At 52.1% G+C, this 20171-nt stretch carries 14 protein-coding genes; 11 read left to right on the forward strand and 3 right to left on the reverse strand.

Annotation, left to right across the window (positions count from 1 at the left end; genetic code table 11):
• Positions 1-15: 15 nt before the first annotated feature.
• From G9Q38_RS07445 to G9Q38_RS07470, 6 genes are all read left to right on the forward strand, one after another.
• Positions 16-1437, forward strand: coding sequence for a circularly permuted type 2 ATP-grasp protein (locus G9Q38_RS07445; RefSeq protein ID WP_166129499.1), 1422 nt, complete (start codon positions 16-18; stop codon positions 1435-1437).
• A 34-nt stretch (positions 1438-1471) separates the two neighbouring features.
• Positions 1472-2425 (forward strand): alpha-E domain-containing protein, encoded by a 954-nt coding sequence (locus G9Q38_RS07450; RefSeq protein ID WP_166129502.1) that lies wholly within the window; start codon positions 1472-1474, stop codon positions 2423-2425.
• The gene (locus tag G9Q38_RS07455) at positions 2422-4980 is read left to right on the forward strand and encodes a circularly permuted type 2 ATP-grasp protein (RefSeq protein WP_166129504.1); all 2559 of its coding nucleotides are present in this window, start codon (positions 2422-2424) and stop codon (positions 4978-4980) included. Before G9Q38_RS07450 ends, G9Q38_RS07455 begins: the two co-directional genes overlap by 4 nt.
• Positions 4977-5921: a transglutaminase family protein gene (locus tag G9Q38_RS07460; RefSeq protein WP_166129507.1), complete on the forward strand. Its 945-nt coding sequence runs from the start codon at positions 4977-4979 to the stop codon at positions 5919-5921. Before G9Q38_RS07455 ends, G9Q38_RS07460 begins: the two co-directional genes overlap by 4 nt.
• 99 nt (positions 5922-6020) lie before the next feature.
• Complete coding sequence (locus G9Q38_RS07465) at positions 6021-8195, forward strand: TonB-dependent receptor (protein ID WP_166129509.1); 2175 nt, start codon at positions 6021-6023, stop codon at positions 8193-8195.
• Between the two features lie 27 nt (positions 8196-8222).
• Positions 8223-9464 carry a PepSY-associated TM helix domain-containing protein gene (locus tag G9Q38_RS07470; RefSeq protein WP_228276214.1) on the forward strand — a complete coding sequence of 414 codons (1242 nt, stop codon included), beginning with the start codon at positions 8223-8225 and terminating at the stop codon, positions 9462-9464.
• Here the strand turns inward: G9Q38_RS07470 and G9Q38_RS07475 are convergent.
• The 3 genes from G9Q38_RS07475 to trxB all read right to left on the reverse strand — a co-directional run bounded on the left by G9Q38_RS07475 (position 9442) and on the right by trxB (position 12258).
• A complete protein-coding gene (locus G9Q38_RS07475; RefSeq protein ID WP_228276215.1) occupies positions 9442-10185 on the reverse strand; it encodes a hypothetical protein in 744 nt (247 codons plus the stop codon). The genes G9Q38_RS07470 and G9Q38_RS07475 overlap by 23 nt on opposite strands.
• Before the next feature lie 407 nt (positions 10186-10592).
• Complete coding sequence (locus tag G9Q38_RS07480) at positions 10593-11312, reverse strand: Smr/MutS family protein (RefSeq protein WP_166129512.1); 720 nt, start codon at positions 11310-11312, stop codon at positions 10593-10595.
• The gene (gene trxB, locus G9Q38_RS07485) at positions 11302-12258 is read right to left on the reverse strand and encodes a thioredoxin-disulfide reductase (protein WP_166129515.1); all 957 of its coding nucleotides are present in this window, start codon (positions 12256-12258) and stop codon (positions 11302-11304) included. Before trxB ends, G9Q38_RS07480 begins: the two co-directional genes overlap by 11 nt.
• A 43-nt stretch (positions 12259-12301) precedes the next feature.
• Here trxB and G9Q38_RS07490 point away from each other — a divergent pair, with 43 nt between their 5' ends.
• From G9Q38_RS07490 to G9Q38_RS07510, 5 genes are all read left to right on the forward strand, one after another.
• Positions 12302-14653 carry a DNA translocase FtsK gene (locus G9Q38_RS07490; RefSeq protein WP_166129517.1) on the forward strand — a complete coding sequence of 784 codons (2352 nt, stop codon included), beginning with the start codon at positions 12302-12304 and terminating at the stop codon, positions 14651-14653.
• Positions 14643-15272, forward strand: a complete 630-nt coding sequence (gene lolA / locus G9Q38_RS07495) for an outer membrane lipoprotein periplasmic chaperone LolA (RefSeq protein WP_166129520.1) — start codon at positions 14643-14645, stop codon at positions 15270-15272. Before G9Q38_RS07490 ends, lolA begins: the two co-directional genes overlap by 11 nt.
• Complete coding sequence (locus G9Q38_RS07500) at positions 15272-16612, forward strand: replication-associated recombination protein A (RefSeq protein ID WP_166129522.1); 1341 nt, start codon at positions 15272-15274, stop codon at positions 16610-16612. The genes lolA and G9Q38_RS07500 overlap by 1 nt, the downstream gene beginning before the upstream one ends.
• The gene (gene icd / locus G9Q38_RS07505; protein WP_166129525.1) at positions 16609-17871 is read left to right on the forward strand and encodes an NADP-dependent isocitrate dehydrogenase; all 1263 of its coding nucleotides are present in this window, start codon (positions 16609-16611) and stop codon (positions 17869-17871) included. The genes G9Q38_RS07500 and icd overlap by 4 nt, the downstream gene beginning before the upstream one ends.
• Before the next feature lie 77 nt (positions 17872-17948).
• Complete coding sequence (locus tag G9Q38_RS07510; protein ID WP_166129528.1) at positions 17949-20171, forward strand: NADP-dependent isocitrate dehydrogenase; 2223 nt, start codon at positions 17949-17951, stop codon at positions 20169-20171.

Below are 20171 nucleotides of genomic sequence, written 5' to 3' on the forward strand. Positions count from 1 at the left end.
CAATTGGGGGAATGCATGTCGTTTTATGACGAGATGTGGGTGAATCCGGGCGTGACTAAGCCGGCGGTTCGTTCACACTACCAAGCGTTTGAGTCTTGGCTGAAAGAGCAGGCGTTCCAGGATATTACCCATAAAAGGGAAGAAGCCGAGCTTATTTTTCAGCAGGTTGGTATCACGTTTGCCGTGTACGGTGATCAGGCGGGTACCGAGCGTACGATACCTTTTGATATTATTCCGCGCATCTTTCCCGCAGCCGAATGGGCCTTGCTTGAAGAAGGCTTGCGTCAGCGTGTTACGGCATTGAATATGTTTTTGCACGATATCTATCACGAGCAAAATATTCTGCGCGCCAATCGTATTCCTGAGGATCTGGTTCTTGCCAATACGCAGTTTCGTCCCGAAATGGTGGGTGTGGATGTACCCCACAATATTTATGCGCACATTGCCGGAATTGATATTGTTCGCGCGGGAAGTGGTGAATTTTATGTGCTTGAAGACAACCTTCGCGTGCCTTCCGGAGTGAGCTACATGCTTGAAAACAGGCGCATGATGATGCGCCTGTTTCCCGAACTTTTTGCGTCCAACCGAATTACACCGATAGCGCATTATCCCAGTTTGTTGCTAGATGCCTTAACCAGCGCGGAACCGGGGGGAGTGGACGACCCCACAATGGTGGTTCTTACGCCCGGCATGTATAACTCGGCCTATTTCGAGCACGCTTTTTTGGCTCAGCAAATGGGTGTCGAACTGGTTGAGGGGTCAGATCTTTTTGTGAAAGATAATTATTTATATATGCGCACTACGCGGGGTCCTCAGCGGGTTGACGTTATTTATCGCCGTGTTGATGACGACTTTCTTGACCCGGCCGTTTTTCGGGAAGACTCACAACTGGGTGTTAAAGGTCTGATGTCGGTTTACCGTGCGGGTAATGTAACGCTCTGCAATGCAATTGGAACGGGTATCGCCGATGACAAGTCGGTGTACCCCTATGTACCGGACATGATTCAGTTTTATTTGGGCGAAAAGCCCTTGTTGAAGAACGTCGAAACCTTTGTGTGCCGACGTCCGGAAGATCTCAGTTATGTATTGGCGAATTTATCCAATTTGGTTGTTAAAGAAACGCATGGGGCCGGAGGGTACGGTATGCTGGTTGGGCCTTACGCAACAAAAAAAGAGCTTGATACATTTAGTAGCCTGATTAAGGCCGATCCGACCCGTTATATTGCGCAACCCACTCTGGCGCTTTCTACATGCCCCACCTTTGTGGAAGAAGGGGTTGCCCCGCGTCACATCGATTTGCGTCCTTTCGTTTTAACGGGCTCGAAACGCATTTCCATGGTGCAAGGTGGGCTGACACGTGTAGCACTAAAAAAAGGGTCGTTGGTGGTTAACTCGTCGCAAGGCGGCGGAACCAAAGATACCTGGGTTGTAAGTTAAGCGGCACACAACTGCCAAAGATGCGAGGGCAAGCATGTTAAGTCGGACTGCAGACCATTTTTTCTGGATGGCACGTTATGCGGAACGTGCCGAGAACACCGCCCGAATGCTGGAAGTAAGTTATCAAACAGCGCTGCTGAACACGATCGATCAGTATGTAGAGGGAAATTGGCGCGGTGTATTGGAAATTTCCGAGTTGTCCGACCAGTACTTCGCGACATTTGCGCGTGCCTCGGCAACTGATGTCATCGATTTTATGGTGCAAGATCCCGATAACCCGTCCTCGATGTTGAGTTGCATTCGCGCAGCCCGGGAGAATGCCCGCGCGGTGCGTGGTGTTTTGCCTACGGAGGTGTGGGAAACGCTTAATGGAACTTGGCTTGACATGAACAAAATGCTTAAAGGTCGAGTTTTGCAAAAAGATCCGGTACGCTTGTTTGACTGGATTAAATTGCGCTCCCATTTATTGCGTGGTGTTCAGGTTGGAACGATGTTGCGTGATGAGGCTTATCACTTCACGCGTTTAGGGACTTTTCTGGAACGTGCAGACAATACTGCTCGAATTCTTGACGTTAAATTTCAGCGGGGGACTCCGCACGATTCGGCAGGTAGCCAGGTTGACGTGTCAGCAGAGTTTTACTATTGGGCATCATTGTTGCGTTCGCTTTCCGGCTTTGAAATCTACCGCCGTCTTTATCGTGATGCCATTAGTTCGCGTGCGGTAGTTGAGTTGCTGGTACTGCGTGAAGACATGCCACGCTCTTTGACATCGTGCACAGGAAACGTAGCCAAAATGGTGGCGTCTTTGCACGACTCGTCTTCTCACACAACGGTCAAGATGGCAGGGCGGCTCTATGCCGACTTAAAATACGGCTCGGTCAGTGAAATCTTTGCGACTGGTTTGCATGGATACCTTGAAACTTATCTTTCGCGTGTAAATGAGTTGGGTGAACGAATTAGCCGAGATTTTCTGGTTCCGTTCAAATGAGACAAGACGCATTACTTAACCAGTATTTGAATCATGCCGGTCACTACAATGAACTGCTGGATCAACATGGTGCTGTAAGACCTCATTGGGTACCGCTTGTGCGCCAGTTGGAGGGCTTCGCTGAAAATTCTTTTCAGGAGCATATCGATCTTGTAGCTGAACGGCTACGCAGTTTTGGACTCAGTTATAACGCTTATTCCGAAGTTGAAGGGTTGTATCAGCCCTGGCGTTTAAGTTTGGTGCCGGTAGCGGTTGAGCAGGACGAATGGGCCACGATTGCCGGCGCGATCGCGCAACGGGCAAAGCTGTTGGATTACATTTTGTCGGATATTTATGGCGAGCAACAGCTTTTGTCGAATAGCGATATTCCGGCCACTTTAGTGCTTGGTCAAAAAGGGTACTTGTGGCCCTGTCAGTATTTGCTTCCCAGCGACACCCCGAAATTGCACCTTTATGCGGCCGATATTGCACGTTGCGCCGACGGGCGCTGGAAATTAATTGCCGACTACACACAAGACTGCCGGGGGGCTGGGTTCGCTTTGCAGAATCGTCAAATCGTAGCGCCCCTTCTTGCCGAAGCATTTTCCGCCTCACATGTTCGACACCAAACAGCCTTTTATGAAACATTGCAGCAGACGCTTAAGCACTATGCAGCGAATCGTGCTGATAACCCAATCGTCGTTCTTTTGTCGCCGGGTCCGGAACACGATCTTTATTTTGAGCATGCCTATTTGTCGAGTCAGTTGGGCTTCCCGTTGGTCGAAAGCGCCGATCTGACAGTGCGAGACGACTTTTTATATATGAAAACACTACGGGGCTTGAGAAAAGTCCATGTGGTTTTGCGTTGCATGAACGATCGGGAGTGTGACCCGATGGAACTGGATGCGGGGTCAATGTTGGGTGTGCCCGGGCTGGTTCATGCGATTCGGCAAGGCAATCTGATTATGGCAAATGCGCTGGGTAGTGGTGTGCTTGAATCGCCCGGCTTGCAAGCGTATTTGCCGGGTTTGTGCAGCAAGGTACTTGGTGAGCCATTGAAAATGCCGTCGGTGCAAACATGGTGGTGCGGAGACGCCGGTTCGCTGGACTACGTGTTGGCTCATTTAAATGATCTGGTTATTAAACCTGCGTTCACAGGCATGAGGCAGGATACGGTTTTGGTAGGTGCTTTGAGCCAAAAAGAACAGCAGTCACTTCGTGAAAGTATTGAGGCGCAACCCCAGGCGTATGTCGCGCATGAGGCGTTGGATCTGGCGCTGACCCCCGATATTGCCGATGCCGGGTCAGCGTCTTTGGATGCTTACCCCTATCTGGTGCGTGTTTTTGCCGTGGCCAGGCCGGATGGAACTTATGCCGTCATGCCCGGCGGCATAGCGCATGTGGGTTATGACCGTAGCCAAACGTTGATTTCTCGTCGTAATCAGGGGGCGAGCAAGGATGTCTGGGTAACCCAGGTATCCTTGTCCGCCAAAAAAGGGCTTTCGAATGGCGAGGGTCCTGACCCCGCTGACGCCCAAATAGCTTCGGACCTGAGTCTGGAAGATTTGCTGGCCTCTCATGTCGATGTTTCAGCGCGTGTCGGTGACAACCTTTTTTGGATGGGGCGCTATGGCGCACGTTGTGAGCATGTTGTGCGTTGTCTGCAATTACTGGCGGGTTTGGTGGGCAATGACACGCAAATTGATCAACAAAAAGTGGCATTGGTGCACAAGTTGTGTGAGCAAATGTTCATTATGCAGGCCGGGCCGGCCGTCCACCACCCAACGCAGGGAGCGCTCGACTTGCTTCGAGCTGCGGTTTCCCAGTCCGACGCTGTTGAGTCTTTGGTAAACAATGTTTATCGACTTTATTTTTGTGGGTGGAATGTTAAAGAGCGGCTCTCGCAAGACAATTGGCTGGTGATCAGCAAAATGCGAAATTCGGTGGCAGTGATGCCGCGTTCATTGCCTGCGGTGCAGTCGCATCTCGATAACCTGGCGTTAATGTGCGCCTCGTTGGGCGGGTTTGTGCATGAGCAGATGACGCGCGACGACGGCTGGTCGTTCCTTGAACTGGGAAGGGTGGTTGAGCGGCTGCGCCATGCCGGACAGGTGATGGCATATTTTTTGCAGCTTCCCTCTGCCGAACAAAAGATTTTTGAGGGTAGTGCCCTGAGACTGTTGAACAGTGTGGTGACGTATCGCGCCCGCTATCGACGGGAGCCGGAGTTGCTGTCGGTTATTTACATCACTTTGTTTGATCCGACCAACCCGCATTCGCTGAAATATCAGTGTGAAAAAATTCGTTCCCGCTTGAACGATTTTGAACTAAACGGTGGGCAATCCGTTGCGCTACTGGACACCTTGGGTGAGCAGTTGCAATCGTTTGATCTGGGCCAGTTTGTTGCGCCTCAAGTGGATCATCGTCTGGTTTGCGAACGTTTGGTTGGGTTATGTGAACTAGCGCAAAAATTGGTGGATACGTTAACGCGTGACATCAGTCGGCAGTACTTCTTACTCGCAGACCATTATCACGATAATGACGTGGTCGATGTGCGTAACGAGGTGGCGTCATGAGTGTCAGTATGGTCTATCAGGTAATGCATGACACCTTATACCGCTATCAATTACCGGTCAGTTTGTCACGTCAGATTCTGCGCTTGACACCGCGGCAATTACCTTGGCAGGACGTGTATTCGTGTCACGTTGATATTCAGCCACTACCGTCGCATATCCATACAATGCGCGACGCATTCGGCAATGAGGTTTTATTGTTTTGCCTGGAACAAGAGCATACTGAGCTTGAGTTCCGGTCGCGCTCCAGAGTTGAGGTTAAACCACGCTACTTGCCTGCTTCATCGGTTGATTTGCCGTTGGAGGAGGTGATTGATTTTTATCGATTTGCACCGGGTAAACGTTACTCGGCTTCGGATTTTGAGGCGATGAAGTTCTTGTACGAGTCGTCGCATGTTCGCGTTAAACGCGTGTTTGCTGATTGGACTCGGGAAATGATGTTTCCCGGTCAATCTTTGTGTGGGCTTGTTCGGGCTTTGCAGAACAGAATTTATTCAGAGTTTACTTTTGATCCGGCGGCAACAACTGTGTCAACACCGGTAACCGACGTGTTCGATCATCGTAAAGGAGTGTGCCAGGACTTCGCGCATCTAATGTTGTCGTGTTTACGTTCGGTTGGTTTGGCTGCGCGTTATGTTAGTGGTTATATCCTTACGCACCCCCCGGAAGGGCAGGCTCGCCTGGTTGGGGCAGACGCGTCGCATGCCTGGGTGTCTGTTTATATGCCCGGCTTTGGATGGATTGATAGCGACCCCACCAACAATATTTTTGTGAATACCGAGCACATTACCTTAAGCTGGGGCCGTGATTATGCGGACATTTCCCCGGTGCGTGGCATGATGATCGGCAGTGGCGCGCATACATTGGATATTGCTGTGACGGTCTGCCCTGAAAATGAATCAAAAATGGGGCTTAACACGCCACTGAGTCATTTTGAACGCTGAACGGTGTCGATAAACAACATTACTGACCCTGCGGTTTGCAATTCAGAATATAAATTGAAATAATTGATAATAATTTTCAATATCAATATCAACATTATTATGAATCGTACCGTTCCGTTTATAGGATTTTCTCTCGCGCTAATGGGGTCATGGGGGGCTGCAAGCGCACAGGAATCATCAGTACAAACGCTAAAGCCCATTGTGGTGGAAGCCAGCGCAGATGCTTCTTCTGAAGGCTTATCGCCCGTATTTGCTGGAGGGCAGGTGGCCACCGGCAGTAGGCTGGGCATATTGGGAACGGTAGATGTAATGGATATGCCGTTCAACAGTGTGGAATATACAAACCAGTTTATCCGTGATCAGCAGGCCCACAGTGTGGCGGATATTCTTCAAAGTGATCCCACGGTGCGCATTGCACGGGGGTTTGGCAATTACCAGCAGCTTTACATGATCCGCGGGTTTCCGCTTTATTCCGACGACGTTACATACAACGGGTTGTATGGGCTGCTGCCCCGGCAGTATCTGGCTGCTGAGTTTATCGAGCGTCTTGATGTTTTCAGAGGGGCCAACGCTTTTCTCAACGGGGCGGCTCCGGGTAACAGCGGTTTGGGAGGCTCAATCAATGTGGTACCCAAGCGGGCGCCTAATGAGCCGCTTATGCGTGGGTCTGCCGGCTGGGAAAGTGGGAATCAGGGTTATGTAGCCGTGGATATGGCTCGGCGGTTTGGCTCGGAGAGTCGCACGGGGATACGGCTAAATGCGGTCACGCGCTCGGGTGGTAGTGCAGTGGATGACGAGCACCGACGATTAGGCGCTGTCGGTTTAGGTGTCGACTGGAAAGGTGACCGCGCCCGTCTGTCTGCCGACATTGGTTGGCAAGATCATCGCCTTAAAAGAAGTCAGCCCAGCATCACGTTTGCCTCGGGACTCGAAATTCCATCGGCTATTGATGCAGAACGCAATGTGGCGCAAGACTACACGTTTTCCAACGCCCGCGATGTTTTTGGCACCTTACGTGGCGAGTTCGATGTGACCGACCGCATTGTTGCCTGGGCGGCATTGGGTATGAGAGAAAGTGAAGAGTCTTCTTTGCTTGCTAATCCGACGGTCACTAACGCAATGGGTGATATGACTCAGAACGCTTTTCGTGGGGAACGTAAAGACAGCGTGTTAACCGGTGAGATTGGGGCGCGGGCGGAATTTGAAACCGGTTCAGTTGGGCACAAAGTGAATGTTGCGCTTAATTTCTATCATTTTGAAAGCAAGAACGCCTACGAGTACTATCCAACCACCAATTCGAATTTGTACAACCCGGTAACGCAACCTTTGCCGGCGGCACCCTCGTTGTCGGGAGGGTCGTTGGATGATCCCAAGCGCACACTGCAAACGCGTAATCACAGCATTGCTATTTCCGATACGCTGGCATTCGCACAAGAGCGCGTTTTACTGACGGTTGGAGCTCGCTATCAGGTAATCGACAATCAATCGTACGACTACAACACAGGCCAGGCAAACCAGCCGTCGAATCGTTCCACCGCCATTTCGCCGGTGGTGGGTTTGGTGGTTAAACCTACCGATACTATTTCACTGTACGCCAATTATATTGAAGGGCTCACACAAGTTGGCCCGGCCTCGGGTTTTAATCCAGTACCGGTAAATCTGGGCGCCACTTTTGATGCAGTCAAAACGAAACAGAAAGAGGTGGGTATCAAGTTCGATAACGGTGACATCGGCTTGGGTGCTTCTTTGTTTACGCTGGATCAACCTACCGCCTATGTTGATCCAGCTACGCGCATCTATGGTGTTTACGGAAAACAGCGTAATCGTGGCGCGGAATTAACTTTTTATGGTGAGCCGATGCGTGGTTTGCGTGTATTGGGTGGCATGACCTTCCTTGATGCAAAACAACAGCAAACGGTGGGCGGCGCGAATGACGGTAACCGCGCTATTGGGGCACCCAAATTTATTGCTAATGCAGGGCTTGAGTGGGATGTGCCCGGTTCCAGTGGGCTGACTTTAAGTGGCCGTGTGGTGCACACTTCATCGCAATATGTTGACGCTGCCAATACACAGCAAATTCCGGCCTGGACCCGTGTTGATTTGGGCGCGCGCTATCTTACCGAGGTGCAAGGCCACTTGCTTACATTGCGTGCCGATGTTTTAAACGTGGCAAACAAGAACTATTGGGCGTCGGCAGGTGGCTACCCAGGTTCAAGTTACCTTACCGTTGGCGCACCTCGCACGTTCATGCTCTCGGCGTCTCTCGAGTATTAATGGCGTATACGACAGGTTATTGATTTTATGTTGCGTCGGGTCGCCACTTTATTGCACCGTTGGGTCGGGTTGTTTATTGCCCTTTTTCTGGTTGTCGCCGGTTTAACCGGTGCGGTGATTTCCTGGGAACATCAAATTGATGAATGGTTGAACAAAGACCTCTATACGGTCAGTTCAGAAGGGACTTTCTTACCGTTCGACGAGCTGGCGGGTCGGGTTGAAGCCGGCGATCCGCGCGCGCAGGTTGTCTATATGCCTTTGCAATATGAAGCAGGGCATTCTGTGTCATTCATGGTGCAGCCAAGGGTTGGGCCGGATGGGCAATTGTACGATTTGGGTTACGACCAGGTTTTCATGGATCCGGTAACCGGTGAAATAATCGGGCAGCGCGATACGTCGAATGTATCCCTTTCAACGCGCACGCTAATGCCATTTTTGCGTCAGTTGCACGAGAATTTGCATGTTCCGGCTTTTTGGGGCTCTGATCGCTGGGGTTATCAGCTAATGGGGATCATTGCTTTAGTGTGGTTGCTGGATAGTTTTATTGGCTTCTATTTAACGCTGCCCAAACGAAATTCATCTGCGCGTTCAACAACCGCGCGTTCAAGAGCCAGTTGGTTTCAGCGCTGGAAACCTGCGTGGAAAATGCGCTTGAATGCTGGGGCGTACAAATTGAATTTTGACTACCATCGTGCTATTGGCCTATGGGCATGGGGTTTGATTTTTATTATTGCGTTTACGTCTTTTTCCCTGAATCTGTACAGGGAAGTGTTTTACCCGGCGATGTCCTTGGTTTCCAAGGTGACGCCGGGTCCTTTTGAAACCCGGCCGTCGACCCCATTTAACCAGCCGATCGAGCCCAACCTCACTTTCACGGACATACACCGACTGGCCCTGGAAAGAGGGCGGCAGGAGCAGTGGGAGCGTCCGCCTGCCGGCATTTTTTACGCCAGAAACATGGGTTTTTATAGTGTGGCATTCTTTCATCCCGGAGCCGACCATTCCAGCGGGGGTATGGAAATAGCGAATATGTATTTTGATGCTCAAGACGGTCGATATCTTGGAGAATACGTACCTTGGAAGGGAACCGCCGCAGATATTTTCGTGCAACTGCAGTTTCCGTTGCATTCCGGGCGTATTTTAGGTTTGTTTGGCCGTATTTTAATGTCGGTAATGGGTTTGCTTGTGGCAGCTTTGGCAATAACGGGTGTTGTGATTTGGGCCAGAAAACGACGTGCCCGACGTTTCAGCGCACTGGCAGAAAATTAAAAAACAGCAAACCTTGAACGTAGTTGATGCCGACGCGTCGCAGGTTTTCGTCCATGAGGTTGGCAATCAGATCGAGCCGCCCGATGATTTGGCCGAATTCCCGTTCGAAACTTAAGTTGGTGCCGTCGGGGCCGATTTCATTAGCCAACAATAAAGGCTGGTTATGTTTGTCTTTGCGTGTGGCCAGTAGCCATGCCGCAATTTCTACGTTGCGTGCGGCATTGAATACATGTTGTGCGTCGATTGAGTCAGTTACGTAGAAGCGGGTTTTGCCGTTGTGTGCGCGGATAATGGTATCGGCCAAACCATACACAAACGCCGCAACCCGGTCGCCCGGGTAGGTGGGATCCAGCGAAACAGACAGAATTTGTATATCGCTCAAACCCCGCAGTGCGCTGGGCGGCGTGCGTGCGTCAATCGCCGTGTTGCTGCGCTTAATGGCTTCTTCAATATTTTCTGCGGTCGTCTTGCGCCATTGGTTCGGGTTACGACGATATAGCTTTTCAGTGAGCACTTTCAAACTATCGAGGTTGTCTCGCATGGCAATCGTGACCGTGCGGTTGAAGTCGGTTTGTACCATTTGGTCAAACGTCATGTCTTCGTTGCTGGGGCCTTTGCCGTTGGGATTGTTAATGGCCGTGCACCCGCCAAGGATGAGGTTGATGACCAGAACCAGACCGAGTGTGCGTCGTTGCTTCATTCCAGGGGGCGCTTCAGGCATTGCTGCCCTACTTAAACAGTGTATGGCTTCAAAGACATGTGTTGCACTTTAGCAGAAAAGCCGGGCTCGAATAGATGCTTGTTTGGCGGTAATGTGACGAGAATTCCACTTGAAACGGAACTTTTTGCCCCAAAATGGTGCGCTACGCCTAAGGTGGTGAGTACCGATTGCACCATTTAGTAACTTTATGCACGACCTAAGTGCAATCCCTAAGTGTCAAGTTGTAGCAAGTCGTGCACAATTCGTTTCATGCAGGTGAGGAGACAAGCCCTGCATGGGCAAACCGATAATTCGGATATAAAACTATATCTGCCATTAAATGGCAGGAAGCGGTACCCATAATAATCAAGAAAAGCAAAGGCCGGTGAATATTCACCGGCCTTTGTATTTTGCTTTGTTATTACTTGTTAATCAATCGATTGGGTTTTGGGAATATCAAGCAAAACCTGTACCGCACCCGCCCCGCCATTCTGTTCATTGCATTCGGTAAATGCAATGACGTCGTCGAATTGCGTTAACCATCTTCTAACTGAATCCTTCAGCACGGGTGTTCCTTCGCGCGAGCCGTAACCTTTGCCGTGAACGATACGGACGCATTTCACCCGATGAGAAAGGCATGACTGCAAGAACTGCTCCAGGCGCGTGCGCGCTTCGTCCAGAGTTGCACCATGCAGGTCCAGGCTGGCTGTAATGGGCCATTTCCCGCGTTTTAGGTTTTTCAGTACGTCGGGGCCAGTGCCTAACCTAAGATAGCTCCCCGGTTCCCATTTAGGTTGAGACGGGTGGTAGTGGTCGGAAAAGCGTTGCGACAGGGGTTCCGTGTTACGACCTGTTGCCGATTGCCGTTTTTGCCTTAATACGTTGGGGTGTGCTTTGGGCGTGGGCGGCAAAATGACAATATTCGAAGGTCGAAGTGGTTTAACTGTGCGCACCGCGCGTTTAAACAACGCGCGGTCTTCAGGCGTGAGTGTTTGAGCAGCGATGCCCGAATCGGAAGGGCGACCCTGCGGATTTTTTAAGGCATGGTTCGGCCTTTCTGCAGGTTCGACTGATTTTTCGGGCGGTTCCGCCAAAGCTTGTCGGTGCAACTTTTTAAGGTCGGTCAAGCCGTGTTTATTAAGCTTCATTCTCCAACCAGCGCTGTGCGTCCAGTGCCGCCATACAACCCGTGCCGGCGCTGGTAATGGCTTGACGATAAACATGATCCTGGACGTCTCCGGCAGCAAAGACACCTGGCACCGACGACATCGTTGCCAAACCGTTCAAACCACTTTTCGTAATGATGTAGCCATTTTCCATATCCAGTTGGCCGCTGAAGATATCTGTATTGGGTTTGTGGCCGATGGCAATAAACACACCGGTAACATCGAGGTCTTCAGTTTCGTTGGATTGGTTATTGCGGATACGTACACCCGTGACGCCGCTGTTGTCGCCCAAAACCTCTTGCAATTCATAGAAAAGCTTCAGGCGCATGTTGCCGTTGTTGACCTTTTCCATCATTTTGTCGACCATGATGGGTTCGGCGCGGAACTTGTCGCGGCGGTGAATTAACGTAACAGAGTTGCATATATTTGAAAGGTAGAGTGCTTCTTCAACCGCCGTATTGCCGCCGCCAACGACTACAACATCTTGTTTTTTATAGAAAAAACCGTCGCATGTCGCGCACGCGGATACGCCGCGACCCATGAACGCCTCTTCAGACGGAAGACCCAGGTATTGGGCCGACGCGCCGGTGGCGATGATCAGGGCGTCGCATGTGTAGACGTCGCCTGAGTCTCCATTAAGGGTAAAGGGTCGTTTTGATAAGTCGACGCCGGCGATATGGTCGAATACCATCTCGGTTTCGAAGCGTTCAGCATGTTCCTGGAAACGCTGCATGAGGTCGGGGCCTTGCACGCCGGCTGCATCTGCAGGCCAGTTGTCGACATCTGTTGTGGTCATGAGCTGGCCTCCCTGTTCAAGCCCGGTGATGAGAACGGGTTTCAGGTTGGCGCGGGCAGCATAGACGGCCGCGGTATAGCCGGCAGGGCCGGATCCAAGAATGATGACTTTGGCGTGTTTTGCAGTGGTCATGACAGAATATCCGAAATTAGTGTCAGCCAATTATAATGAGTCCATGTCTAGATTACCGGCAGCACCTACCCGTTCCTCGCGCAATGTGCGCAATGGCCCCTCACCCCTGCAAACCCGGGTATCCGGTTTGCTGCGCGAGGCGCGTTGGATTTTCTTCGCCGCACTGGCGTCTTGGCTGGCATTGGTGCTGGCGACCTGGTCGCCGTCTGACCCCGGCTGGTCGCACTCCGTGCACTCTAGCGTAACATTGAACCGTGGCGGTACGCTGGGCGCTTATATTGCCGATTTGTTGTTGTTCCTATTCGGTTATTCGGCCTGGCTTTGGGTGATTCTGCTTGCGCAACGTGTTGCGGTCGGGTTTTATCGCCTCACCGGTCACTTGATGCCTGATTCGGCGCGGCCAGACCCTTTACCCCGCCTGCGTTGGGAAGTCGGGGTTGGTTTTTTTCTTCTGTTTATCGGCGTCATGGGTACTGAAGCGTTGCAGCGACCCACGGTCGCGGCGGCCCTGCCGGCAGGGGCCGGCGGCGAACTGGGCAAGTTATTGGGTCAGGCGCTGGCGTATCTTTTGGGAATGACAGGCTCGTCGCTATTACTGCTGGTGTTTATTGCAGTGGGCGCAAGTCTGTTTTTCCGTTTTTCCTGGCTTAATGTGGTTGAGCGGGTCGGGGCCGCGGTTGAACGTTTACTGGTTCGCCTTTGGCAGTTCAAAGTTGCTCGTGAAGATCGCAAGGTAGGAGAAACCAAAAAGGCTGAACGTGAAGAGAAAGTGGTTGCCACTCAGGAAAAGCTGGTGCACGAGCAGCCGGTTCGCATCGAGCCGGCCATTGTGGCGATTCCGCGGTCTGCACGTGCCGAAAAAGAAAAACAGAAAACTTTGTTTGCGCCACCCTCCGATGCTTCGGGGGATATTCCTGAAATTGGATTGTTGGACGCCGTAACAGATGCCCCGGAAACGGTTTCGCCGGAAACCATTGAGTTCACCTCGCGCCTCATCGAGAAGAAATTGTCTGATTTCGGGGTGAGGGTCACGGTTGTGGCCGCCCAGGCTGGTCCGGTCATTACGCGTTACGAAATTGAGCCCGACACTGGTGTGAAAGGCAGTCAAATTGTGAATCTGGCCAAAGACTTGGCACGTGCGCTCAGTTTGGTTAGCATCCGTGTGGTGGAAACCATTCCCGGCAAGAATCTAATGGGGCTTGAGCTTCCTAACCCGCGCCGGCAAATGGTGAAGCTATCCGAGATTATCGGCTCGCAAACTTATCACTCCGGCGCGTCGACGCTCACCATCGCTTTGGGTAAGGATATTGCCGGCAACCCGGTGGTGGCCGACTTGGCCAAGATGCCTCACCTTTTGGTGGCCGGCACAACCGGCTCGGGTAAGTCGGTCGGAATCAACGCCATGATTCTGTCGCTTTTGTACAAGGCCGACGCGTCGCAAACACGGTTGATCCTGATTGATCCGAAAATGCTTGAAATGAGTATTTACGAAGGGATTCCGCATTTGCTTGCGCCGGTTGTAACCGATATGCGTCATGCCGCCAACGCCTTGAACTGGTGCGTGGGCGAAATGGAAAAGCGCTATCGGTTGATGAGCAAAATGGGTGTGCGTAATTTGGCGGGTTACAACAACAAAATTCGTGAAGCCACCAAACGCGGTGAAACTATTCCGAATCCCTTCTCTCTAACTCCCGACGAGCCCGAACCGTTATCGACGTTGCCGACCATTGTGGTCGTTATCGATGAGCTGGCCGATTTGATGATGGTTGTGGGCAAGAAAATCGAGGAGCTGATTGCGCGTTTGGCGCAGAAAGCCCGCGCTGCAGGGATTCATCTTGTTTTGGCGACACAGCGCCCCAGTGTCGACGTAATTACCGGTTTGATCAAGGCAAATATTCCGACACGTATTGCTTTCCAGGTCTCCTCCAAGGTTGATTCCCGCACCATTTTGGATCAAATGGGGGCGGAAACACTGTTGGGCCAGGGCGATATGCTTTATATGCCTCCCGGCACAGCATTGCCGGTACGGGTGCATGGTGCGTTCGTCAGCGACGACGAAGTCCATCGTGTGGTGGAGCGCTTGAAAGAGCAGGGTGAGCCAAATTACGTTGAGGGCTTGCTGGAAGGAGCGGTTGAGGGTGAAACAGGTGATGGCGTAAGCAGTGTTACCGGATTTGCCGACGCAGAAACCGATCCTTTGTACGATCAGGCGGTTGAGGTCATTCTTAAGAACAAACGGGCGTCTATTTCCTCGGTTCAACGTCATTTGCGCATTGGTTATAACCGCGCGGCACGGTTGCTGGAACAAATGGAGCAAGCCGGACTGGTGTCGGCCATGCAGGCAAATGGCAATCGTGAAATTCTGGTCCCTGGAGATTCCGCTAATGCAGATTAAATCTTTCTTGCTGGCTGTTGTTATCGGTGTGTTGCCAATGTTGGGCCAGGCCCAAACCAGTGCGCGGGCGCAATTAAGCCAGTTCAACGAGCAGGTTCAAGCCGCGTCCGGTAAGTTCTCCCAGCAAACTGAAACGCAAACAGGTGAAACAAAGGCCCCGCAAACCGGCGACTTTTCCTTCAAGCGGCCCGGTCGATTTAAATGGGAAATTATTCAGCCTTACGAACAGTTAATCGTTTCCAACGGTCGGCAGGTCATGCAATACGACCCCGATCTGGCACAGGTAACCGAGCGGTCGGTGGACGAGTCTGTCGGGGCGTCGCCTGCGGCCATTCTGTTTGGTTCGGGCGAGTTGGAAGAGGCTTTTGAAATTCAAGAGTTACCGGCCAAGAACGGTGTTGCCTGGTTACGGGCCAAACCAAATAGCGCGGATGCCGGATTTCAACACGTTGATCTGGGCTTTAAGGACGGCCTGCCGGTTGAACTGAAGCTGCTTGACGGTTTCGGGCAAACCACCGTGATTCGTTTTGAGTCGGTACGAACAAACCCGGAGCTCCCCGATGACGCCTTCCGGTTTGTCGTTCCCGATGGCGTCGATCATGTCGTTTTGCGGCAGTAATGGATCTTTTTTCTCACACTTCCCATAAGTTGGCTTCCGGGGCGCCTTTGGCGGAGCGCTTGCGGCCTCGCACATTGGATCAGGTTGCAGGGCAAATACATTTGTTGGGTGAAGGCAAGCCGTTGCGTGTTGCCTTTGAGTCGGGGCGACCGCATTCAATGATCTTCTGGGGGCCTCCAGGTGTGGGTAAAACCACGTTGGCTCGATTGATGGCCGCTGGATTCGATGCTCAATTTCTGGCTATCTCCGCTGTATTGGGGGGGGTCAAAGATATACGTGACGCCGTCACTGCCGCACAGGTGGCGCAAGGCCAGGGGCGCCGCACCATTTTGTTTGTTGATGAAGTGCATCGCTTCAATAAAGCGCAGCAAGACGCTTTCTTGCCGTATGTTGAAAGCGGCCTGTTCACTTTTATTGGCGCGACCACTGAAAACCCGTCATTTGAGGTGAACTCAGCGTTATTGTCTCGGGCCAGGGTCTATGTTCTCGAGCCGCTTTCACCAGAAGACTTAACGCGATTGGCGGCCCAAGCTTTGGCGGTATTGAATGACGATGAAACCCGCGAAGCGAATGCCGGCGTGCTGACGCTCAGCGACGACGCATGCAAACAGTTGGCTGCCTGGGCTGACGGTGACGCCCGTCGTTTGATCAACGCAGTGGAAGTGGTGGCCGAAGCGGCCCGCGCGGCGGGTCGGTCGCTGATTGATCCCGAATGGCTGGAGGTTGCCTTATCGCAGAACTTGCGCCGTTTCGACAAAGGGGGCGATGCGTTTTACGATCAAATCAGTGCTTTGCATAAGTCCGTTCGGGGCTCGAATCCAGACGCTTCCTTGTACTGGCTTTGTCGCATGTTGGACGGCGGGGCCGATCCCAAGTATCTTGCGCGCAGAATTATCCGTATGGCATGGGAGGATATTGGTTTGGCAGACCCCCGGGCCATGCAGATCGCCAACGAGGCGGCAGTTACATACGATCGTCTGGGTTCTCCCGAGGGTGAATTGGCACTCGCACAAGCCGTTATGTATCTGGCCATTGCCGCCAAAAGTAATGCCGGCTATGTTGCGTACAATCAAGCAAAGGCATTTGTAAAACAAGATAAAAGTCGTGAGGTGCCTGTGCATTTACGTAATGCGCCTACGCGGCTAATGAAAGAGTTAGGGTATGGGCATGCGTATCGTTATGCCCATGATGAGCCGCACGGCTATGCGGCCGGCGAAACCTATTTGCCGGAGGGCATGCCGGCGCAAAATTGGTATCAGCCGGTTGCGCGCGGCATGGAAATAAAAATTGCTGAAAAAATGGCGTTCTTGCGTAGCCTGGACGACGAGGTTAAATCATGACATACCAACATATTAAGGTGCCCGGCTCAGGGGAAAAAATTTGCGTTGATGCTGTTGGGGGGCTGCAGGTTCCCGACCAACCCGTAATTCCTTTTATCGAGGGCGACGGTACCGGAGCGGATATTATGCCGGTGATGCGCAGCGTGACTGATGCCGCGGTTGATAAGGCCTATGCCGGGCGCCGTGCCATTCATTGGATGGAAGTGTACGCCGGAGCCAAGGCAGCGCAGATCTATGGCGAAGAAGGTTTGCCGAAAGAAACGGTGCAAGCAATCAAGGACTTCAGCGTCGCCATTAAAGGCCCGCTTACCACCCCGGTAAGCAGTGGTATTCGTTCGTTCAATGTGGCTTTACGCCAGCAGCTCGATTTATATGTCTCGTTGCGGCCGTTGCGCTACATCAAAGGCGTGCCTTCACCGGTGTGTCATCCGGAAAGAACCAATATGGTGCTTTTCAGGGAGAACGCCGAAGACGTGTATGCGGGAATTGAATACCCGGCCGAGTCGAAACAAGCACACGCACTCATTCAGTTTCTTCAGGATGAATTGCAAAGCAGCCAGATCCGATTCCCCGACACAACCGCTATCGGCATTAAGCCCATCTCTCGCGAAGGTACCCAACGACTCGTGCGAAAAGCGATTCAATACGCCATTGATCACGATCGTCATTCGGTCACGCTGGTACATAAGGGCAATATTATGAAATTTACCGAAGGGGCATTTCGTGATTGGGGATACGAGTTGGCGCGCACGGAATTTGATGCACAACTGGTCGACGGCGGCCCTCGGTGCCGCATTCGTAATCCCCGCACCGGTCGGGACATCGTTGTGAAAGATACGTTGGCTGATGCTTTCTTGGCTCAATCGCTGTTGCGACCGATGGAGTTCGATGTCATTGCGACGTCGAATCTGAATGGCGACTATTTTTCTTCAGCACTGGCGGCGCAAATTGGGGGCACCGGGATTGCGCCGGGCGCGAACCTTTCGGATACCGTTGCGTTGTTCGAGGTAACCCATGGTTCTTCCCCCCAATATGCAGGAAAAGACTACGTCAACCCAAGCTCCGCCATTCTTTCAGCCGAGATGATGTTGCGTCATATGGGCTGGATTGAGGCGGCCGATCTGATTCTGAAGGGGCTTGAGGCCGCGATTGAACGGAAGGTGGTTACCTATGATTTTGCCCGTCTGATGCCAGGTGCCAGTCAAGTATCTTGTTCGGGCTTCGGCCGTGAAATTGTTGAAGGAATGTCGTTGCAGTGATGTGGTCGTTATAATACGATCATTGTCTTGTATCTTATATAAGATTTAAAAGCCCAACCCAGGTTTACGAGGAAACTATGACTTCTAAGATTATCTATACCCTGACCGACGAGGCGCCTGCTCTGGCAACCCATTCCCTGCTTCCCATGGTAGAGGCTTTTGCGCGCACCGCCGGGATCGCCATGGAAACGCGTGACATCTCGCTGGGGGGGCGAATTTTGGCGGTGTTTCCCGATAAGCTGACTGCCGAGCAGAAAACCCCCGATGCGTTGGCCGAGTTAGGTGAGCTGGCGAAAAAGCCGGAAGCCAACATTATTAAATTACCGAATATCAGTGCCTCTATTCCCCAACTGAAAGCAGCAATTAAAGAATTGCAGGCTCAGGGCTACGCCTTGCCTGATTATCCCGACGAGCCCAAGAACGATGAAGAAAAAGACATTAAGGCACGTTACGACAAAGTCAAAGGCAGTGCGGTCAATCCCGTTTTGCGCGAAGGTAACTCTGATCGCCGGGCGCCTTTGTCGGTAAAGAATTATGCGCGCAAGCATCCGCATCGTATGGGCGCCTGGAAGTCCGATTCCAAAGCGCATGTCGCCAGCATGGAAGAGGGCGACTTTTATGGTAGTGAGAAATCGGTTACGGTCGACCAGGCGGGCGATGTCAAAATCGAATTGACTGCAAAAGACGGCGGCAAAACGGTTTTGAAAGAAAAAACCGCCTTGAAAGCCGGTGAAGTCATTGATGCGGCAGTGCTGTCGGCCGGCAAATTACGCAGCTTTCTGGAAGCGCAAATTGAAGATGCCAAAAAACAGGGTGTGCTGTTTTCCGTGCATCTGAAAGCGACCATGATGAAGGTGTCCGACCCGGTAATTTTTGGTCATGTGGTGTCGGTTTTCTATAAAGAGGTATTGGCCAAGCACGCTGATACGCTTGAAAAGATTGGTTTTGATCCCAACAACGGCATTGGCGATTTGTACGCAAAAATCGCGGCGTTACCTGAAGATCAGCAAAATGCGATCAAGGCTGATATCGACGCTTTGTATAACGAGCGCCCTTCGTTGGCCATGGTGAATTCCGATAAAGGCATCACCAACCTGCACGTGCCCAGCGACGTCATTATCGATGCTTCTATGCCTGTCGTGGTGCGTGATTCCGGCACCATGTGGAATTCAAAAGGTGAGCAGCAGGAAGCGAAGGCTGTGATTCCAGATCGCTGCTATTCCGGCGTGTATCAGGCGGTTATTGAAGACTGCAAGAAAAATGGTGCCCTTGACCCGGCAACGATGGGCAGTGTGCCTAACGTCGGCCTGATGGCGCAGGCGGCTGAAGAATACGGTTCTCACGATAAAACCTTTGTGATTCCTGCCGACGGCGTGGTGCGCGTCACCGATGCCGCGGGCAACGTGTTGCTTGAGCACGAGGTGGAAAAAGGGGATTTGTGGCGCATGTGCCAAACCAAAGACGCCGCCATTCAAGACTGGGTCAAGCTGGCGGTAACACGCGCACGCCTAAGCAACACGCCGGCAGTTTTCTGGCTTGACGCACAACGCGGTCACGATGCCCAACTGATTCAGAAGGTAGAGCGCTACCTGAAAGACCACGATACAAACGGTCTGGATATCCGCATTATGAAGCCGGTTGATGCCACGCTGTTCTCACTCGAGCGCATTCGCCAAGGTAAAGACACTATTTCGGTGACCGGCAACGTGTTGCGCGACTACCTTACCGACCTGTTCCCTATTCTGGAAGTGGGTACCAGTGCGAAAATGCTGTCCATCGTACCGCTGATGGCCGGTGGTGGTTTGTTTGAAACCGGTGCGGGTGGTTCAGCGCCCAAACACGTTCAGCAGTTTGTGGAAGAGGGCTTCCTGCGTTGGGATTCGTTGGGCGAGTTCCTGGCTTTGGCGGCATCGCTGGAGCATCTGGGTAATGCTTACAACAACCCACGCGCTAAACTGCTCGCTGAAACGCTTGATCAGGCTACGGGTAAGTTGCTCGATGAAAACAAGTCGCCCGAGCGTAAGGTGGGTGGTCTTGATAACCGCGGCAGCCACTTCTATTTAATTATGTTCTGGGCGCAAGCGCTGGCTTCACAAACCACCGATACAGAATTGCAGGGCAAGTTTACGCAATTGGCGAAAACGCTCAAAGAAAATGAAGCGAAGATTCTGGAAGAGCTGAAGGCAACCCAAGGCAAGCCGGTTGATATCGGTGGTTATTATCGTCCGGATAGCGCCAAGGCCGACGCCGCAATGCAGCCCAGTGCAACGCTGAATACTGCTATTGCCGCGTTGGCGTAA

This window comes from Pusillimonas sp. DMV24BSW_D (genome assembly GCF_011388195.1).
Lineage (GTDB): Bacteria > Pseudomonadota > Gammaproteobacteria > Burkholderiales > Burkholderiaceae_B > Neopusillimonas > Neopusillimonas aestuarii.

Coding starts and splice junctions, on each gene's coding strand:
- G9Q38_RS07460 (WP_166129507.1), top strand. CDS start 4,977: ATGAGTGTCAGTATGGTCTATCAGGTAATGCATGACACCTTATACCGC.
- lolA (WP_166129520.1), top strand. CDS start 14,643: ATGCAGATTAAATCTTTCTTGCTGGCTGTTGTTATCGGTGTGTTGCCA.
- G9Q38_RS07455 (WP_166129504.1), top strand. CDS start 2,422: ATGAGACAAGACGCATTACTTAACCAGTATTTGAATCATGCCGGTCAC.
- G9Q38_RS07490 (WP_166129517.1), top strand. CDS start 12,302: ATGTCTAGATTACCGGCAGCACCTACCCGTTCCTCGCGCAATGTGCGC.
- G9Q38_RS07480 (WP_166129512.1), bottom strand. CDS start 11,312: ATGAAGCTTAATAAACACGGCTTGACCGACCTTAAAAAGTTGCACCGA.
- G9Q38_RS07475 (WP_228276215.1), bottom strand. CDS start 10,185: ATGCCTGAAGCGCCCCCTGGAATGAAGCAACGACGCACACTCGGTCTG.
- trxB (WP_166129515.1), bottom strand. CDS start 12,258: ATGACCACTGCAAAACACGCCAAAGTCATCATTCTTGGATCCGGCCCT.
- G9Q38_RS07500 (WP_166129522.1), top strand. CDS start 15,272: ATGGATCTTTTTTCTCACACTTCCCATAAGTTGGCTTCCGGGGCGCCT.
- icd (WP_166129525.1), top strand. CDS start 16,609: ATGACATACCAACATATTAAGGTGCCCGGCTCAGGGGAAAAAATTTGC.
- G9Q38_RS07510 (WP_166129528.1), top strand. CDS start 17,949: ATGACTTCTAAGATTATCTATACCCTGACCGACGAGGCGCCTGCTCTG.
- G9Q38_RS07470 (WP_228276214.1), top strand. CDS start 8,223: ATGTTGCGTCGGGTCGCCACTTTATTGCACCGTTGGGTCGGGTTGTTT.
- G9Q38_RS07445 (WP_166129499.1), top strand. CDS start 16: ATGTCGTTTTATGACGAGATGTGGGTGAATCCGGGCGTGACTAAGCCG.
- G9Q38_RS07465 (WP_166129509.1), top strand. CDS start 6,021: ATGAATCGTACCGTTCCGTTTATAGGATTTTCTCTCGCGCTAATGGGG.
- G9Q38_RS07450 (WP_166129502.1), top strand. CDS start 1,472: ATGTTAAGTCGGACTGCAGACCATTTTTTCTGGATGGCACGTTATGCG.